At 71.3% G+C, this 18,265-nt stretch carries 15 protein-coding genes; 10 read left to right on the forward strand and 5 right to left on the reverse strand.

Annotation, left to right across the window (positions count from 1 at the left end; all coding sequences use genetic code 11):
• Positions 1–95: 95 nt before the first annotated feature.
• Positions 96–2,624 (reverse strand): alpha-L-arabinofuranosidase C-terminal domain-containing protein, encoded by a 2,529-nt coding sequence (locus tag LP52_RS09625; RefSeq protein ID WP_040272559.1) that lies wholly within the window; start codon positions 2,622–2,624, stop codon positions 96–98.
• Between the two features lie 709 nt (positions 2,625–3,333).
• Between LP52_RS09625 and LP52_RS09630 the strand changes: the two genes are divergently transcribed.
• Complete coding sequence (locus tag LP52_RS09630) at positions 3,334–4,176, forward strand: alpha/beta fold hydrolase (protein ID WP_040272561.1); 843 nt, start codon at positions 3,334–3,336, stop codon at positions 4,174–4,176.
• A 177-nt stretch (positions 4,177–4,353) separates the two neighbouring features.
• Here LP52_RS09630 and LP52_RS09635 read toward each other — a convergent pair whose 3' ends face one another.
• Positions 4,354–4,695 carry a hypothetical protein gene (locus LP52_RS09635; protein WP_238580813.1) on the reverse strand — a complete coding sequence of 114 codons (342 nt, stop codon included), beginning with the start codon at positions 4,693–4,695 and terminating at the stop codon, positions 4,354–4,356.
• Complete coding sequence (locus LP52_RS09640) at positions 4,692–5,189, reverse strand: ATP-binding protein (protein ID WP_040272562.1); 498 nt, start codon at positions 5,187–5,189, stop codon at positions 4,692–4,694. The genes LP52_RS09635 and LP52_RS09640 overlap by 4 nt, the downstream gene beginning before the upstream one ends.
• A 219-nt stretch (positions 5,190–5,408) precedes the next feature.
• Here LP52_RS09640 and LP52_RS09645 point away from each other — a divergent pair, with 219 nt between their 5' ends.
• Together LP52_RS09645 and LP52_RS09650 are read left to right on the forward strand one after the other, a co-directional pair.
• Complete coding sequence (locus LP52_RS09645; protein WP_238580814.1) at positions 5,409–6,239, forward strand: helix-turn-helix domain-containing protein; 831 nt, start codon at positions 5,409–5,411, stop codon at positions 6,237–6,239.
• Complete coding sequence (locus tag LP52_RS09650) at positions 6,226–6,423, forward strand: DUF397 domain-containing protein (protein WP_040272564.1); 198 nt, start codon at positions 6,226–6,228, stop codon at positions 6,421–6,423. Before LP52_RS09645 ends, LP52_RS09650 begins: the two co-directional genes overlap by 14 nt.
• A 26-nt stretch (positions 6,424–6,449) precedes the next feature.
• Here the strand turns inward: LP52_RS09650 and LP52_RS09655 are convergent, their stop codons facing one another.
• Together LP52_RS09655 and LP52_RS09660 are read right to left on the reverse strand one after the other, a co-directional pair.
• A complete protein-coding gene (locus tag LP52_RS09655; protein ID WP_040272621.1) occupies positions 6,450–8,897 on the reverse strand; it encodes a PEP/pyruvate-binding domain-containing protein in 2,448 nt (815 codons plus the stop codon).
• A gap of 211 nt (positions 8,898–9,108) precedes the next feature.
• A complete protein-coding gene (locus LP52_RS09660) occupies positions 9,109–9,591 on the reverse strand; it encodes an N-acetyltransferase (protein ID WP_040272566.1) in 483 nt (160 codons plus the stop codon).
• Positions 9,592–9,851: 260 nt separating this feature from the next.
• Here LP52_RS09660 and LP52_RS09665 point away from each other — a divergent pair, with 260 nt between their 5' ends.
• The 7 genes from LP52_RS09665 (at position 9,852) to LP52_RS09695 (ending at position 18,253) form a co-directional block, all read left to right on the forward strand.
• Positions 9,852–10,895 carry a LacI family DNA-binding transcriptional regulator gene (locus LP52_RS09665; RefSeq protein WP_040272568.1) on the forward strand — a complete coding sequence of 348 codons (1,044 nt, stop codon included), beginning with the start codon at positions 9,852–9,854 and terminating at the stop codon, positions 10,893–10,895.
• A gap of 73 nt (positions 10,896–10,968) precedes the next feature.
• Positions 10,969–12,210 (forward strand): sugar ABC transporter substrate-binding protein, encoded by a 1,242-nt coding sequence (locus tag LP52_RS09670; protein WP_040272570.1) that lies wholly within the window; start codon positions 10,969–10,971, stop codon positions 12,208–12,210.
• On the forward strand, positions 12,207–13,169 hold the full coding sequence (locus tag LP52_RS09675) for a carbohydrate ABC transporter permease (protein ID WP_040272572.1): 963 nt from the start codon (positions 12,207–12,209) through the stop codon (positions 13,167–13,169). The genes LP52_RS09670 and LP52_RS09675 overlap by 4 nt, the downstream gene beginning before the upstream one ends.
• Positions 13,166–14,023, forward strand: a complete 858-nt coding sequence (locus tag LP52_RS09680; RefSeq protein WP_040272574.1) for a carbohydrate ABC transporter permease — start codon at positions 13,166–13,168, stop codon at positions 14,021–14,023. The genes LP52_RS09675 and LP52_RS09680 overlap by 4 nt, the downstream gene beginning before the upstream one ends.
• Before the next feature lie 127 nt (positions 14,024–14,150).
• The gene (gene yicI, locus LP52_RS09685) at positions 14,151–16,481 is read left to right on the forward strand and encodes an alpha-xylosidase (protein ID WP_040272576.1); all 2,331 of its coding nucleotides are present in this window, start codon (positions 14,151–14,153) and stop codon (positions 16,479–16,481) included.
• A 139-nt stretch (positions 16,482–16,620) separates the two neighbouring features.
• A complete protein-coding gene (locus LP52_RS09690) occupies positions 16,621–17,232 on the forward strand; it encodes a hypothetical protein (RefSeq protein WP_040272577.1) in 612 nt (203 codons plus the stop codon).
• Between the two features lie 181 nt (positions 17,233–17,413).
• The gene (locus tag LP52_RS09695) at positions 17,414–18,253 is read left to right on the forward strand and encodes an aldo/keto reductase (protein WP_040272578.1); all 840 of its coding nucleotides are present in this window, start codon (positions 17,414–17,416) and stop codon (positions 18,251–18,253) included.
• Positions 18,254–18,265 lie beyond the last annotated feature (12 nt).

The raw sequence follows: 18,265 nt of genomic DNA on the forward strand, positions 1-18,265 counted from the left end.
GGGCGCCGGGGCGTCCTCGATGTCCGCGGCGCCGGGACGGGCCGCTCGCCGGGCACCGGCTCCTGCCCGGTGCCCGGCGAGCGGGGTCGGTGGACTCAGTCCTGCGGTGTCAGGCGCATGAAGGTGATCGAGTGCGCCGGGAAGGTGTGGGTGAAGGTGCTGTCCACGCCCTCGACCGTGGAGGTCTCCGGGCTGACGGGCCGGTCGGCCGCCGTGTTCCGGGCTCCCGGGTCGGCCTGCAGGACGGTCGCCTCGGCGGTGGGCTCCACCCGGGCCGAGCCGAGGTCGACCGACGTCCGGGCCGCTTCGTCCTGGGCGTTGACGACCTTGACCATGAGTTCGCCGGTCTGCTCGTCGCGTGCGACCACCTGGCGGAACGGCTCGGGTGTGGGCGCGGTGAAGCTGTTCCACTCCTCGCCGTCGAGGTAGAGGGTGACCTCGCGGCCGCGCACCTCGATGCGGACGTCGTAGGCGCGGCCGGCCTCCACGGTGGTGTCGTCGGCGACGACGAGGCTCTTCGCGCCGTCGGAGGCGCGTTCCACCGCGGACTGGGTGTTGTTCCAGCCGCCGAGGTTCCACCAGTAGTAGTCCCCGGTCCCCTGGACTCCGAACCCGACGAGGAAGCCCTCGGCGCCTTCGCGCTTGGTGGCGGTCACCTCCAGGTCGTAGTCGTTCCAGTCGGAGTCTCCGGCGGTGACCATGGTGTTCTCGCCGGAGGTCTCGGTCTGCACGTAGGCGCCGTCCTCGACGGCCCAGTTCCCGGCGTCGGTGGTGTGGGACCACTGGTCGGCGCCGGAGGAGAAGTCGTCGGCCAGCAGCGTCTCGCCGTCGGCGGAGGTCACGCGGACGTCGTCGTACTCGGCGCTGGTGTTCCAGGTGGACAGCCCCACTGCGCCGGTGATCGGCCCGCCGACACCGGGAGTGCCGGTGGCGGTGCTGGGCACCACACGGTCGCCGGTGTTGGCGGAGAAGAGCCGCTGCACCTCGTAGTTGGCCGAACCCCAGCTGGTGCTGTTGTCGAACCAGATCAGGTCGGGGGTCCACTGGGTGTCCCACTCGGCGGCGAGCAGCGGGGCGTAGGAGGCCATCTTGACCACGTCGGCGTTGCGCTCCAGCCCGGTCATGTAGGCGGCCTCCGCCAGAGCGTTGGAGAACCGGTTGCCCTGCGAGGCGAACTCGCCCAGGTAGACGTCGGGGCCCTCGCGGTCGTAGGAGTCGTAACGGTCGTTGTTGGCCAGGAACCACTCGGGCGAGTTGTAGTAGTGCTCGTCGACCATGGCCACGCCGTGCTCGCGGTTGAGGTCCCAGGCGCGCTCGAAGACGGTGCCGCCGGAGGACGGACCGGAGTTGCCGACCACGGTGATGCCGGGATACTCCTCCTCGATGGCGTCGCGGAACCGCAGGAACCTGTCGAAGAACGCGTCGGGCAGGTTCTCCTCGTTGCCGACCTGCACGTGGGTCAGGCCGAACGGCTCGGGGTGGCCCATCTCGGCACGCACGCCGCCCCATTCGGAGTCCGCCGGCCCGTTGGCGAACTCGATCAGGTCCAGGGTGTCCTGGATGTGGCGCTGCAGCAGCTCGGGGTCGTCGGTGGCCTCGTCCTCGCCGCAGCCGGTGACCAGGGCGGGCACGACCGGCAGCGGCATGGCGCCGAGGTCCTCGGCGAACTGGAAGTACTCGTAGTAGCCCAGGCCGTAGGACTGGTTGTAGCCCCAGAAGTTGTGGTTGGTCGCACGCTCCTCGACCGGGCCGACCGTGTCCTTCCACTGGTAGGAGCGCTCGCGCGGCCAGTCGGGGCCTTCGTAGGCCTCGTGGCTTCCGGTGTTGACCAGGCAGCCGCCGGGGAAGCGGGCGAAACCGGGGTCGAGCGCGGCGATCTTCTCGGCGATGTCGGCGCGCAGGCCGTTGTCGCGGCCCTTGAAGGTGTCGCGCGGGAACAGCGAGACCATGTCCAGGCTCAGCGATCCCCCGCCGCTGCCGGTGACCGACAGCCGACCGGTGGTGCTGGAGGAGGTCGCGGTCAGCGTGCCGGTGTACCGGGTCCAGCCGCCCTTGTCGGTTTCGATCCTCAGCTGCTCGGCGAGGGGCTCGCCCTGGGCATCGCGCAAGCGGACGGTCAGGGGCGCCGCGGCGTTTCCGGGCGCCTTGGCCCACACCGAGAAGTCGTACTTCTTTCCTTCGGCGACGGTGATTCCGGTCGAGTATCCGCTGTTGACCACGCCGTATTCGCCGCCGTCGGCGGGCAGAGCCAGATGGAGGTAATTGCGGTTCCGCTCGTGGAGCCGGCCGTCGTCGTTCACGACTTCGGCGTTGCCCGGGGCGTTTCCGATGGCGACCTCCTCCCAGGCGGTCATGGGCGTGTAGTTCTCGTTGTCGGCGGTGCTGTATTCGAAGGAGCGGTTCTGCACCAGTTCGGCGTAGAGCCCGCCGTCGGCCGCGTGGTTGATGTCTTCGAGGAAGATTCCGTACATCCGGTCGCTGATCTGCGGGCCGGTGGCGGAGGTGTCGATGTCGATGCCGTAATCGGTCGCGGCCGAGGCGGGGACCGCCGTCGGCACGACGCACAGCAGGCCGGCGAGCAGCGCACACGCGGTGCCCGCCGGTCTCCTTCGGTTCGCTCGCAAGTCTCCTCCGAGGGGGTGTACCGCCGGCGGGGGCTCCGGCGGCTGCGGGGGATTCGGTCGGGGTCGGGGACCGCGGCCTCCGCTGCGGCCGTGTACAGCAGCGGCGAGCGCGGAGCGGAACGCGGTTCCGACGGTGTGTAATGGACGGTGCGCGAAAAAGGGCGACAAGAATCCGGCGAACCGAGGGCGGGGTCGCCAGACCGCGCAGGCGATGAGAATCCGCGACGACGATCGCCATTCCTCCCGGGGCGCAGTGCGCGTTAGGCACACTCGTCCCGGGGATTTCCTATTCGATTGTTAGCGCTAACATTACCTGTCGTCGTTGAACGGGTCGGTTGGCTGAAAATATTTTCTCGATATTGCCCCGCAGCCGGGAGAGTGTCAAGGGGCGTTCCGCGGGCGAATCCGAATGCCGACTCGGACCGCGGAGCCCGCAACCGCGCTACGCAGCACGGCCGCACCCACCCCCGGCGCCCGGTTGTCGGCGCGGAAGTGGGCGCCGGCCGAGGGGGTGAACATCAGCACCAGGCCCGCGAACACCGCGAGCAGGTGCAGGAAGCGCAGCAGCGCCGCCGCGACGAACTCCGCGGTCGGCTCCGGGCTCGCAGCGCTGCCGCCGGGGCGGAGGGCTGTGCGTCCTCGCCCGCGAGGACTACTGTTTCGGGTAGAGGGAGAACGATCGTTCTCCCCTGCTTCCAGGGAGACCGCCTTGTCGTTCATCACCGTCGGCCAGGAGAACAGCAGCACCATCGAGCTCTACTACGAGGACCACGGCTCCGGGCAGCCCGTGGTGCTCATCCACGGCTACCCGCTGGACGGCTCCTCCTGGGAGCTGCAGGCCCGCGAGCTGATCGCGGCGGGGTACCGCGTCATCACCTACGACCGGCGCGGCTTCGGCGGCTCCAGCAAGGTCGGCACCGGCTACGACTACGACACGTTCGCCGCCGACCTGAACACCGTTCTGGAGACCCTCGACCTGACCGACGTCGTCCTGGTCGGGTTCTCCATGGGCACGGGAGAGCTGGCCCGCTACGTCAACCGCTACGGCGCCGACCGGGTCGCCAAACTGGCCTTCCTCGCGTCTTTGGAGCCCTACCTCGTCCAGGCCGACGACAACCCCGGCGGGGTGCCGCGCGAGGTCTTCGAGGGGATCGAGCAGGCCGCGCGGTCTGACCGCTACGCCTGGTACACGCAGTTCTTCCGGAACTTCTACAACCTCGACGAGACCCTGGGCTCCCGGATCAGCCAGGAGGTCGTCGACGCCAACTGGAACACCGCGGTCTCCAGCGCGCCGGTGGCCGCCTACGCTGTCGTCTCCGCCTGGATCGAGGACTTCCGCGGCGACGTCGAGGCGGTGCGGGCATGCGGGAAGCCCGTGCTGATCCTGCACGGCAGCGGCGACCAGATCCTGCCCGTCGACGCCACCGGCCGCCGCTTCCGCCAGGCACTGCCCGAGGCGGAGTACGTCGAGGTCGACGGCGCCCCGCACGGGCTGCTGTGGACCCACGCAGCGGAGGTGAACTCCGCGCTGGTGCCGTTCGTCGCCAAGTAGCGGCCGCTGCGCAGTCGGGTAGGCGCCGAGGCGCTGCTCGGGCACTGCGAGGAGGTGGGAGCGGTCGTGGTTGTCACCGAGGCGCTCGGCGCCGAGCTGCACGACCGCGTGCACACCGTACCGGCCACTCCCCCGTCCACGACCGGCGCCGCCGACGACGACTCCGCGGGCCGACGGTCAGCCCGCGCCCGGCCACCGGCGGGGCGAGGGCACGTTCGGCGGGATGCGGGAGGGCATGCGGCACCGGGCGGGGACGGCGGCCGGAGGTGAAGGCGGCCGGTTCGGCCGGAAGCGGGTGATCGCCGCGGCCAGCTCGGCCTCGCCGTCGCCGCACACCAGCACCATGGCCGCGGTGTGGGCGGCCCAGTACTGACCGGTGGCGGCGCCGTACCAGACGGTCCAGCCGTAGGGACGGTACGCCCGGCGCAGCCGCGCCAGTGGATGGGCGGCCGCCGCACGCTCCTCCGGGGCGATCGCGGGGTGCGCTGTCAGGGCGGCCGTGTGCGCGGCGGGGGTCATGGCCGCACCTCCTCGCGGCGCGGCAGCGCCGAGGCGGCGGGGGCGGCAGCCCAGCGCAGCTCGAAGTACATCCCCGGTCCCCGCCCGGACGTGAAACGGCCCCACCGCTGGGCGAGCGTCGCGACCAGAAGCAGCCCGCGCCCGTGCTCGGCGTCGGGGTCGGGAGCCGACGCGGTGGGCGGCAGCGGGCTCAGGAGGCCGCCCTCGTCGCGAACCTCCACGCGCAGCCGCCCGGGGAGGAAGTACGCCCGGACGGCGAACCGCCCGCCGACGTCCCCGCTGGGCGTGTGGAGCACGGCGTTCGTGGCGAGTTCGGACAGCAGCAGCGCGGCCGTGTCGGCGGTTTCCGGGGGAACGCCGGCGACCTTCATCCGGGCGTCGAGCCACGTCCGCGCCGCCTTGACGCAGTGCGTCCGGCCGTCGAACCGGAATGCGCACCGCCGCAGCCGGAAGCGCCGTGAAAGTCGGGGTTCGGGGGCGATAGCGTTGGACATGAGTCCTCACCTGCTGTTTCAGGTCGTGGGCTAAGGCCCTGGTCAGTGATTCCGCACTGGCCAGGGCCGCTTGTGTCTGAGGCGGGTGCTCGACTTCAGCTGCCGACTTCAGATGGCCACAGTGCCACTCAATCTTGGGTCCGTCCTTGTATGGCCATGGCGTGCAGTTTCTTGTGGAAACAGGTGGCGCGGTGTAGTAATAAGTGGTCAACTGTAGCCATGAGCCAGGATGCGCAGATGGCGGAGCGGGCAGCGCTCGTACAGTTCGGCAGCGAACTGCACAGGTTGCGGCGATCGGCCGACATGTCCCAGCGCGAACTCGCCAAAGCCACTTTGGTGTCGCACCAGATGCTGGGGGCGATCGAGCGCGCGGAGCGGTCTCCGCGGAAAGAGTTCGCCGAGAAGGCCGACCAGGTACTCAGGGCCAACGGCACGCTCGCTCGGCTGTGGCCGGGTGCCCAGGACGCGTATCCGCATTGGTTCAAGAAATTCATCGACTTGGAGGCAGAAGCCCGGGCCATCCACGACTTCCAACTCCAAGCTGTCCCCGGCCTCTTCCAAACGAAGGATTATGCTCGCGCCGTCCTCGGTGCCGGCTGGCCGCCCAAAGCAGAAGAAGAGAACAGCCGACTGCTTGCAGTTCGACTTGAGCGGCAGACGTTGCTCCAGCGCAAGCATCCTCCGCTGCTGTGGGTCGTGATCGACGAGGGGGTACTCCGCCGCCCGGTGGGGTCGGCTGAGATCATGACCGAGCAGCTCGGTCGCCTCTTGGAGATCGCCGCTATGCCCTTCATCCGACTTCAGGTCCTTCCCTTCGCACAGGGCGCACACGCAGCGATGGACGGCGCGTTCAAGGTGTTGGACATGAGCAACGGCGAGACCGTGGCCTACGCGGAAGTTCCGGGAACCGGCCAGGTGATCACCGACAGCGACGAAGTCTCGCAATGTGCATTGCGCTTCGGTGCACTACGCTCGGCTGCGCTCCCCCCAGACGAGTCCGGCGAATTCATTCGCCAGTACAAGGAAAAATACGAGAATGAAACTCAATGATTCCGGCTGGCGCAAGAGCAGCTACAGCGGAAACCAAGGAGGCGACTGCGTCGAAGTCGCTGACACCAGACACCAGGTCCACGTCCGCGACACCCGGAACCGGGAACTGGGCCACCTTTCCTTCCCCGCCGCCTCCTGGAACGCCTTCATCGCCGCCCTCAAAGACGACCGACTGACCGGATAAGCGCCTGCCGGGCGAGCGGCCGCCCGTCACCCCTCCGGCTCGAAGACCACGCGACCGGTGCCGCCGTCGATCGTGATCAGATCGCCCGTGGAGATCGTCTCGGTGGCCCGCGGGAGGCAGATCACGGCCGGGATGCCGTACTCGCGGGCCACCGTGGGCCCGTGGGCGACCACCGACCCGGTTTCGGTGACCAGGCCGCCGGCCGTCATGAACAGCGGGGTCCACCCGGGGTCGGTGGTCGGGGCCACCAGGATCTCGCCCGGTTCGATCCGGGCGCCCGCGGGGTCGACGACCACACGGGCGCGCCCGGTGGCCTTGCCAGTCGCGGCCGGTGACCCGGTCAGCGTCCCTTCGGAGGCGGGCAGCGGCGGGGCCAGCGCCTCGACGTCGGTGCCGTCGGACAGCAGCGCGGCCGGGACGTGGCGGCGGCGCAGCTCGCGGGTGTGGACGGCCTTGCGCTCGGCGACGAGGTCGCGCTGGTCGACGCCGCGGTCGGCGGCGGCGCGGGCCTCGTCGAGGCCGAGGAACACGATGTCCTCCGCGGCCTCCAGCAGCCCGCGCTCGGCCAACTCCGCGCCGGCCAGCAGCAGCTGCCGGCGCATCTCGGCGTAGGGGATCAGCCAGGCGAACTTCGTCAACTCCCGCATGCCCGCCAGCTCCCGGGTGCGGCGCATCAGGAACGCGGCCACGCGCCCGCGCACAGGACGGGCGCCGACGGCGCGCCGCGACAGGTCGGTGACGGCGGCCTCGGCCCTGGCGGCGGCGCGCGCGAAGCGCCGCGGCGGGGCCTGGTCGGGGTCGTCCAGGCGCAGGTAGTTCGCGATGGTGGCGAACAGCGGCGCGGGGTCCTCCGACCAGCGCGGAAGGCCGATGTCGATCTCCCCGCCGGCGCGGTGGCCGTAGCGGTCGAGGAATCCCTCCAGACCGATGTCGGGCAGCGTCCCGGCGTGGTAGCGCGCGGCCAACTCGGCCGGGTCGGTGCCGGTCAGCAGGTCGCGGTGCTCGGCGGCGCCCTCGGCCAGCCGCCACAGCTCCAGGTCCATCTCGGTGGTGACGTTGTGCGGCGCACCGGCCAGTACAGCGGTCGCCTCCTCGGCTGTGGCGATGCCCTTGAGCAGCGCGGGGAGGATCTGGGGCAGGACCACGCCGACCATCGTCGGCATCGCCGCCTTGAAGATCTCGGGACCGTAGATCCGGGCGAAGCCGTCCTCGCCGATGTAGCGCAGCCGTTGGGAGGCGTCGGCCGAGGGGCCCGGTCCCCGGTGCCGGCGGAGCTGCGCGACGCCCTCGGCCGCGCGGGCGCGCGCCGCCTCCGGGCGGGCGAGGACGTCGGCGGAGGCGAGCACGGTCGGCGGCCCGTACCGCAGGGCCAGCCGCAGCAGCGCCGCCGCGGGCAGCGGCGCGGAACCGCGATCGGCGGAGAAGCGGGGGTCCTCCAGCATGCGCCGCACGGCGGCCTGCACGCGCGGGCCGTAGACCTCCATGCTCTCGGCCAGGTTGGGGCCGGTCCACCGGTTGCGCATCAACCCGGTGACGTCGCTGAAGAGCCGGCCGCCGATGGGGGCCATGTCGAAGACGTCGCGGACGCTGTCATCCAGGCGCGCCACCGCGAACATCCGGTCGAGGGCCTGCTCCAGCAGCGACATGCCGATCGGGGTGAACGGCCGCACCATGCCCTGGATGTTGCCGACCTCCAAGTACAGGCGGGGTTCGGGACGCCGAGGGGCGGAAGGCAGCGGGAAGAGCGCGGTGATCGGGCGCGACTGGAGCAGCCACAGGACGCCGTCGCCGTCGTAGGCCCACTCCACGTCCTGGGGCGCGCCGAAGGCGCGCTGCAGACGCTCCCCGGCCGCGCGCAGCTCCTCCACCTGCGCGGCCGACAGGCACCCGTCGTCGGGGGCCTCGGCGACGCCGTCGGCGTCCAGGACGTAGTGGTCGGGGATGGTGCTGCCGTCGACAACGGCGGTGCCCAGGCCGCGTGCGGCGTCGACGACGGTGCGGGAGCGGCTGCCGGTGGTGGGGTCGGCGGTGAACAGCACCCCGGCGCTCGCGGCGTCGACCATGCGCTGCACGACCACGGCCATGCGGGCTTCGGCGCCGGGCGGCAGGTTGGCCTCGCGGTAGGCGCGGGCGCGGTCGGTCTCCAGCGACTCCCAGCAGCGCCGCACCGCCTGCACCAGCTCGCGCTCGCCCTCGACGTCGAGGTAGGTCTCCTGCTGCCCCGCGAAGCTCGCCTCGGGCAGGTCCTCGGAGGTGGCGCTGGAACGCACCGCGACCGGCCCGCCGCCGAGGTCGCGGTAGGCCGCCAGCAGAGCGTCCTCGGGGATCTCGCCGGCCGTGAAGGAGTCGGTGGTCAGGCAGAATCCCGGCGGGACGCGCTCGCCCCGGGCGATCATCGCGCCCAGCCCGGCGGCCTTGCCGCCGACGGCGCCCTCCATCCCCGCCGCAACGGCGTCCAGGGTGACCACGTCCATCACGCACTCCTCCTCGCGGCGCCGCAGAGCCCGCTCCATCCGGAGGCTCACGCCGACGGCGCCCTGCGGCCATGCTCCCGCCCTGCGGGCAGGCCCGACCAGGGCCGCACGGGCGTTCGACCGTCAGGGGTGCGTTAAGGGTGCCGGGGCGCCTTCGGAGCGCTGAAGGGGAGAGTCGTCGAGAGGTGCCTCGCGGGGCGATACAGCAGGGTCACCCGGTGTAGACCATCGGAGTGACGCCCGGATCGCCCGAATCCGCCTCGTGAAACCCGAACTTCTCGTAGAACTCCTTCGAAAGGAACCCGTCCCTGTGGAGGTCCAGGACCGGGATCCTCCCCCGGCTCCGGATGTACGTGACGGATTCCCTCAAGAGGTACCTTCCGATGTTCCACTCATAGGTGCCGGGCTTCACGAAGTGCTTCCCGATGGCCAGCAGCTCACCGGGGGGTCTCCCTGTGCACTCGGCCATCCGGGCTGTGGCTGGACCGTCGGCAGGGCCGTACACCTGGACATGTGCGACCACGTTCTTCGTCGGCGCCACCCTCACCGGCGCCATATCGAAAACCCAGGACAGCTCCGCGTCGTACTCTTCGAGCCATCCGCTGAGGTCCTCTGGAATCCCCGAGGGGCGGTCCATGGATTCCAGGACAGCGCACAGCCGATCGAGATCTTCTTCTCTTCTCTCGCGGATCATCGCGCGAAACCCCCCGAACCGGCCCGTCGCGGAATCCTATCGCGATCGGGGCGATTCGCCGCCGACTGCCGACCGGCTCGCTCAAGCGAGCGTGAACCCCCCGGGCCGCCCGCCCCGCGCCCCTCCCCCACCCTCCACGACTGTGCCGCTTGCCACAGGGGGCTATGACCTCTAGCATTCCGCGGTGGTGAATCGATTCGACATCGGGCTCGTGCGAGCGGTTGTCGAATCGATTCGACGATGCAGCGAGGAGGCGGGACATGGCCACGATCAAGGACGTCGCCCGGGCGGCGGGGGTGGCGCCCAGCACTGTGTCCTATGTGCTCAGCGGGTCGCGGAAGATCTCCGCCGATACCCGCACGGCGGTACAGGCCGCCGTCGAGGAGCTGGGCTACCACCCCAACGCCGGGGCGCGGTCGCTGCGCAGCACCCGCACCGACGTCCTGGCTCTCGCGCTGCCGCTGTCAGGACACGGCTACCTGCCCGTGGGCGGGCGGTTCATGTACGGACTCAGCGAGGCGGCAGGGCGGCACGGCTACCTGGTTCTGCTGGTGACCCCGCCCGGCGAGGACGACCGGGGCGCCGGGCTGGAGCGGGCCGCGCGCGGCCGCTTCGCCGACGCCGCTGTGCTCATGGGGGTGGAGATGGAGGACCCCCGGGTCGCGGCCATGCGCTCGCTGGACTTCCCCGTCGCGCTCATGGGCCACCCCGACGACGAGTCCGCCGCCCCCTGGTGCGACCTGGACTGGGAGGAATCGGTGGTGTCCTCGGTCCGCGCCCTGCGCGAGGCCGGCCACCGCCGCATGCTCTACCTGGCCACGGTCGAGGAGGACGTCGGCAGCGGCCGCACCTACTCGGTGCGCGGTATCCGCGGCGCCGAACGCGCCGCCGCCGAGTCGGGAGTCGCCGTCGACGTCTGCCACTCCAGCGACGACCCCGTCGAGCTGTACCGGCGGCTGGACGCCCGCTTCGACTCCGACGCTCCGCCCACCGCGCTCGCGGTCCAGCACCCCCCGGCGATCCCGGGCATCCTGCGCCACCTGGCCGCACGCGGGATCGAGGTGCCGCGCGACGTGTCGCTGGTGGCGATCGGCAACTTCCCCGAAGACCTGGGCGGTCTCGATGTCACCCGCATCGAGCTGCCCGTCGAGCAGATGTCGGCGGCCGCGACCCGGCTGGCCGTCGAGGCCATCGCGAGGGTCGGCGATCCCGGTCCCTTTGACGACGGCGACGGCGGCCGCGCGCCGCACACGCTGATCCCGCCGCGCCTCATCCGGGGCGCAACGGTGGCCCCCGCCCCCTGACTCCCACCCCCGACCCCCAACCCTCGACCCTGCAGCAGTGCGGGCCGCGCGTCCGCCCTCTGCCGGAGATTCCATGAGAGACCGCCCTAAGCGCCCGCCCCGGGGCGCGGCAGCGGCGGCAGCCGCCCTGGCGCTGGTATGCGCCGGCTGCGCCGCCGAACCCGATCCGAACGTCTACACGATCATGAACTCCAGCACCGACGAGCCCTACCACAGCTGGGACGACGAGGTGATGGCCGAATGCGGCGCCCAGGCGGGCGTCGAGGTGCGCCAGCTCAGCGTGCCGGCCGATCAGCTTGTGCCCAAGGCACTGCGCATGGCCTCCTCGCATTCACTGCCCGACGTGCTGGTGCTCGACGGCTCGGACATGCCCCAGTTCGCCGCCCCGGGCGGCCTGGTGCCGCTGGCCGAGCTGGGCATGCCGCCCGACGAGCTGTCTGAAGGGGCCCGCTCCTTCGGCGGTTACGACGGCACCTACTACGGCGCGGCGCGCTCGGTGAACTCGCTGGGCCTGTTCTACAACAAGGACGTCCTGGCCGAGGAGGGCGTCGAGCCGCCCCAGACCTGGGACGAGCTGCGCGAGACGGCGGCGGCGCTGACCGAGGGCGACCGCTACGGTCTGGCGATCAGCGCGCTGTCCACCGAGGACGGCGTCTACCAGTTCCTGCCCTGGCTGTGGTCCAACGGCGGCGACGAGCGCCGGCTGGACGAGCCCGAAGCGGTGGAGGCGCTGGAGTTCGTGTCCTCGCTGATCGAGGACGGCTCGGCCTCGCGCTCGGCGGTGAACTGGACCCAGGCCGACGTCAACGACCAGTTCATCGCGGGCAACGCCGCCATGATGATCAACGGCCCCTGGCAGAAGCCGGTCCTGGACGAACACCCCGACGTCGACTGGGGCGTGGTCGAGGTGCCGGTGCCCGAAGAGGGCGCCGACCCTGTCGCGCCCATCGGCGGCACCACGTTCACCGTGCCGGTCGACTCCGAGAACCCCGAGCGCGAGGAGATCGCCGGCGAGCTGGTGAAGTGCCTGACCGCGCCCGACGCGCAGCTGGAGTGGTCCACCAAGGCCAACAACGTCCCGGTCGCGCCGCAGGCGGCCGAGGAGTACCGCCAGGAGGTGCCCAAGCTGGCGGCCTTCGCCGACCAGGTCGAGACGGCGCGCAGCCGCACCGAGCACGTGGGCACCGACTACAGCGTCTACTCCCAGGCCATCGGCACGGCCGTGCAGGCCGCACTGACCGGTGAGGCCACGCCCGAGCAGGCGCTGACGCGGGCGCAGTCCCAGGTCGAGCAGGAGCTGAGGAGCCGGCCATGACGACCACCGTCCGCGAATCCGCGCACGCGACCGGAACCGAGAACGCCGAACGCTCCCGGAGCAGCCGCCCCGGCGCCGAGCGCCGCCGCGTCGTCTCCCAGTGGCTGTTCGTCGTTCCGGCCGTGCTGTACATGCTGATGTTCTTCAGCTTCCCGCTGGTGCGCAACGCGGTGATGAGCTTCCAGAGCTACACCCCGGCCACCTACTTCACCGGCGAGGCGCCTTTCACCGGCCTGGACAACTGGCGGGCGGTGTTGAGCGACGAACTGTTCGCCGCTTCGCTGTGGCACACCCTGCTGTTCACGCTCGGCTCGCTGGCCGGGCAGTTCGTGGTGGGCATGGCGCTGGCACTGTTCTTCCAGCGCCGTTTCCCGCTGTCGGGCCTGATGCGCTCGCTGCTTCTGCTGCCCTGGCTGATCCCCATGGTGGTGGCGGGCACGCTCTGGCGGCGCGTGCTGGACCAGGAGACCGGCGTGCTCAACGGTGCGCTGCAGGGCCTGCAACTGACCGACTCCGCGATCCCCTGGCTGAGCAGCCCCGACTTCGCGCTGCTGTCGGTGGTCCTGGTCAACATCTGGATCGGGATCCCGTTCAACATGGTCATCCTCTACGGCGGCCTGCAGGAGATCCCCAGGGAGATCCGGGAGGCGGCGGTGCTGGACGGCGCGGGCTTCTTCCGCCGGTTCTTCAGCGTGACCCTGCCGATGCTCAAGCCGGTGGTCACCGTGGTGCTGGTGCTGGGCTTCATGTCCACGGTCAAGATCCTGGATCTGATCCTGGCGCTGACCAACGGCGGCCCGGCCCACGCCACCGAGACGCTGGGCACGCACACCTACCAGCTGTCGTTCCTGCAACTCGACTTCGGCCAGGGCGCCGTGGTCGGCAACGTCCTGATCCTGGTCAGCATGGTCTTCGCGGTGATCTACCTGCGGGCCAACCGCGAGGGGGTGACCCGATGAGCAGCACCACGAGCACCGCCGCCGACCGGGGCGCGCGGACGACGCGCGCCAAGCGGCCGGACTACCTCAGCGCCGCCGCAGGCACGGCGATCCTGGCCGTACTGCTGTTCCCGCTGTACTGGATGGTCAACACCGCGCTGCAGCCGGAGGCGGCCCTCGCCGAGGTGCGCTGGGTCCCCCAGACCCTGGACCTGGGCAACTTCGGCCGCGCCTGGAGCTCCCAGGCCGACAACCTGCTGACCAGCATCCTGGTCGCGCTGGGCGCGGTCGCGGTGTGTCTGGCGCTGGCCGCGCCCGCCGCCTACGCGCTGGCCCGGTTCCGGCTGCCCGGTGGGCGCGCCGTCGTCTTCGGCACGCTGATCACCCAGATGGTGCCCGGCATCGTGGTGGCCAACGCGCTCTACAACGCCTATGTGGAACTGAACCTGGTCAACTCCTACCTGGGCCTGATCCTGGCCGACGCGTCGCTGGGGCTGCCGTTCACCATCATCCTGCTGCGCGCGTTCATGGTCTCCATCCCCGAGGAGGTCCTGGAAGCCGGGATGGTCGACGGGGCGGGCCGGTGGCTGGTGATGCTCAGGATCGCGCTGCCGATGAGCCGCAACGCGCTGATCACCGGTGGCCTGTTCACGTTCCTCTTCGCCTGGAGCGACTTCCTGTTCGCGCTCACGCTCAACACCACCGACGCGGTCAAGCCGGTGACGCTGGGGATCTACGAGTACCTCGGCGCGCACGTGGGCGACTGGGGCGCGGTGATGGCGGTGGCGACGCTGTCCTCCATCCCCGCGGCCGTGCTGCTGGTCCTCGCCCAGCGCTACGTGGCGGCGGGGATCTCGGGCGGCTCGATCAAGTGAGTCCGCCCCGCTCCCGAGACGCACGGGCCCCGCCCCGGCGCGCCTTCGCGCTCCGCCGGCAGCCGGCGACCGCTCCCCCACGCAGCCGTCCGCCTATGACGACTCACGACGACACGAAGGCCCCTTGATGAAGTTCACCGACGGGTTCTGGCAGACCCGGGAGGGCGTCCGCGCCCACTATGCGCGCGAGGCCCGCGACGTCCGCGTCGAGAACGACAGCATCACCCTCTACGCCCCCGTACGCAGGATCACCCACCGCGGCGACACCCTCAACACGCCGCTGCTGACGGTGGAGGCCTGGTCGCCGGCCCCCGGCGTGATCGGGGTGCAGACCACGCACCTGGCCGGCTCCGTCCGCCCCGCTCCCGCTTTCGACGTGCGGGCCGATCCCGCCGCCGCACCCCGCACGCGGCGGGACGGCTCGGCGGTGGAGCTGTCCAGCGGAGACCTGTCGCTTCGGGTGGACACCGAAGGCCCGTGGCGGATGGACTTCCGCGCACGCGGGCGCACCCTGACCTCGGTGGCCGACCGCGGCACCGGGTTCGCCGAGATGTCCGACGGCTCGCACCACATGCTGACGCAGCTGTCGCTGGGGGTGCGCGAACTGGTCTACGGCCTGGGCGAGCGCTTCACGCCGCTGGTACGCAACGGCCAGCCCGTCGACATCTGGCAGGCCGACGGCGGCACCAGCAGCGAGCAGGCCTACAAGAACGTTCCGTTCTACCTGACCAACCGGGGCTACGGAGTCTTCGTCGACCACACCGGCCCGGTCTCCTTCGAGGTCGGTTCGGAGTCGGTGGGAGCGGTGCAGTTCAGCGTCGACGACCAGGCGCTGCGCTACTACGTGATCGAGGGCTCCACCCCCAAGGAGATCCTGGAGCGCTACACCGCGCTGACCGGGCGCCCGGCGCTGGTGCCGCCGTGGTCGTTCGGGCTGTGGCTGTCGACCTCCTTCACCACCGACTACGACGAGCAGACGGTGACCGGCTTCGTCGACGGCATGGCCGAGCGCGGCATCCCGCTGAGCGTCTTCCACTTCGACTGCTTCTGGATGCGCGAGTTCCACTGGTGCGACCTGCGGTGGGACCCCGATCGGTTCCCCGACCCCGAGGGCATGCTGGCCCGGCTCAAGCAGCGCGGGCTGCGGGTGTGCGTGTGGATCAACCCCTACATCGCCCAGCGCTCGGAGCTGTTCGAGGAGGGCAGGCGGTTGGGCCACCTGGTGCGCCGGCCCGACGGCGGCGTGTGGCAATGGGACATGTGGCAGGCGGGCATGGCGCTGGTGGACTTCACCAGCCCGGCGGCGCGCGCGTGGTTCGCCGGCAAGCTGCGCGCGCTGCTGGACATGGGCGTGGACTGCTTCAAGACCGACTTCGGCGAGCGCATCCCCACCGACGTGGTCTGGTCCGACGGCTCGGACCCCCAGGGCATGCACAACTACTACACCCACCTCTTCAACGGCACGGTGTTCGACCTGCTGCGCGAGGAGCGCGGTGAGAACGAGGCGGTGGTCTTCGCGCGGTCGGCGACCGCAGGCGGCCAGTCCTTCCCGGTCCACTGGGGCGGCGACTGCGCCTCCACCTACGGGGCCATGGCCGAGAACCTGCGCGGCGGGCTGTCGCTGGGGCTGTCGGGATTCGGGTACTGGAGCCACGACATCGGCGGTTTCGAGGGCACGCCCGACGCCGGGCTGTTCAAGCGGTGGCTGGCCTTCGGGCTGCTCTCCTCGCACAGCAGGCTGCACGGCAGCGGGTCCTACCGGGTCCCGTGGGCCTTCGACGAGGAGGCCGGCGAGATCGCCCGCACGTTCACCCGCCTCAAGCACCGGCTGATGCCCTACCTGTTCGGCGCGGCGGTGCAGGCCCACGAGCGGGGCGTGCCGGTGATGCGGGCGATGCTGCTGGAGTTCCCCCACGACCCGACCTGCCACCACCTGGACACCCAGTACATGCTCGGCTCCGACCTGCTGGTGGCGCCGGTCTTCTCCGACGACGGCGAGGTCGAGTACTACGTCCCCGAGGGCGACTGGCGCCACCTGCTCACCGGCGAGGCGGTGCGGGGGCCCGCCTGGCGGCGGGAGAAGCACGGCTTCGACTCGCTGCCCCTGCTGGTGCGGCCCGGAGCGGTGCTGCCGATGGGCGCGGTGCAGGAGCGGCCCGACTACGACTTCGCCGACGGGGTGACGCTGTGCGTCTACCCGGGCGGGGGCACCGACCCGGTGCGCACCGCGGTACCGGCCGCCGACGGTTCGCCCGCCGCGGTGTTCACCACCCGGCGCGACGGCGGCGCGGTTGTGGTCGAGGCCGAGGCCGAGGCAGTGCCCGCGTGGAGCGTGCTGGCGGTGGGTGCCTCCGCCGCAGCGGCGGTGGAGGGCGCGGCCGAGGCGGTCGAGACCGCCGAGGGACTGCGTGTCGAGGCCGCCGCCGCTACCCGGCGGGTGCGTATCACGCCGGCCTGAGGCGGCGCCGCCCCGCGGCGGCGGGTGGGGGGCTCCGGGGGCTCCCGCACCCGCCGCCGCGGGGCTCGGCGCGGCCCGCCTTCGGCGTGTGGCAGGCTTGCCGCTCCGGAAAGCCTGCGGCAGAAGGAGGACGGAGACCGTGGTCGACGCCCGCAAGGACGCGTTCACGCCGGGCGGGACAGCCGGCGATTCCCGGTTCCGCCGCTGGTTCGCCGGGCCGCCGGGCCGGATCGTCGGTGTCCTCGCCGCCGCCAACGCGCTGTTCAGCATGTGGGCGTACTCGGTCCCCGGGGGTTACCTCCTTCCGGTCCTCGCGACGACGGCGGGCTGGGCGCTCGTGCTGGTGGCCGTGGGTATCAAGGCGGTCATGCAGCCCGTGTTCGGCGTGCGGCGGCCCGCGCCGTGGTGGCACCCCTGGGCACGGTGGACACTGGTGCTGGGGATCATGGCGGCCACGTTGGCGCTCACCCAGACCGGAGCGGCCGTGCGCGCGGGCACCGCCCTGGCGGAGTCCGCGGTCGCCGCCTACGCCGCCGACCCCCGTGCCGAGGCGCCCGCACGATTCGGTCCCTACAGCGTGCACCGGGCCGAGCACCTCGACGACGGCGGCGCCCGGTTCCTGGTCGAGGACGCGGGGTTCCTGAGGGACCGGGGCTTCGCCTACCGCCCCGGCGGCACGCCGCCAGGCACGGCCGACGACTCCTACGAGCACCTGCACGGCCCCTGGTACGCCTGGACCCGGGATTTCTGATCCCGCGGCCGCCGGCTCGAACCCTGCCGGGTGCACCGAGAGGGCCCACGCTCCCGCACGGCGGCGTACTCCTCCTCACCCGCCCGCTCCGCGGCGCTTCCGGACGCGGTGCAGCACGCGCCCGCACCGAGCCGGGCGGCACATGAGCGGACGCCCTCGAAGATCGGGCTAGGCTGGGCGGATGCGTGGAGTCGATTCTTACGAACTGAACGACGGAAACTCTCTGCCCGTAGTGGGTTTCGGCACGGTTTCGCTGCGCGGCGAAGAAGGGGTGGCGGCGATGCGGGCCGCCCTGGAAAGCGGCTACCGGCTGCTCGACACTGCCGTCAACTACGGCAACGAGGAGGCGGTCGGTCAGGCGGTGCGCGCATCCGGCGTGGCTCGGGAGGACGTGCGCATCACCACGAAGATCCCCGGCCGATACCACGAGTACTCCCTGGCCGTGAAGTCGGTCGAGGAGTCCCTGCGCAGGCTCGGGTCCGACTACATCGATCTGTGCCTGATCCACTGGCCCAATCCGAGTGTCGGCAAATACGTCGAAGCGTGGCGCGCCTTGGTCGACGCCCGCGAGCGGGGCCTGGTGCGGTCCATCGGCGTCAGCAACTTCACCGAGCAGCACCTGCGCGCCGTCATCGACGACAGCGGGGTCACCCCCGCGGTCAACCAGATCGAGCTGCACCCGTACTTCCCGCAGGCCGCGATGCGCCGGGTCGACGCCGGACTCGGAATCCGGACGCAGTCGTGGAGTCCGTTGGGCAAGAACAGCGCCCCGTTCGCCGAGCGGCCGGTGGCCGAAGCCGCGGCCGCGCACGGCGCCACGCCGGCGCAGGTGATCCTGCGCTGGCAGCTGCAGCTCGGGGCGCTGCCCATTCCGAAGTCGGCGAACCCGCAGCGGCAGCAGGAGAACCTCGACCTGTTCGGCTTCGAACTCACCGACGCCGAGGTCGCGGCGATCAGTGGGCTGGCCAAGGACGACGGGCGCCTGTTCGGCGGCGACCCGGACGTCCACGAGGAGATGTAGCCGCGCGTCCCG

Origin of the sequence: Streptomonospora alba (assembly GCF_000826685.1) — a bacterium.
Taxonomy (GTDB): Bacteria; Actinomycetota; Actinomycetes; order Streptosporangiales; family Streptosporangiaceae; genus Streptomonospora; species Streptomonospora alba.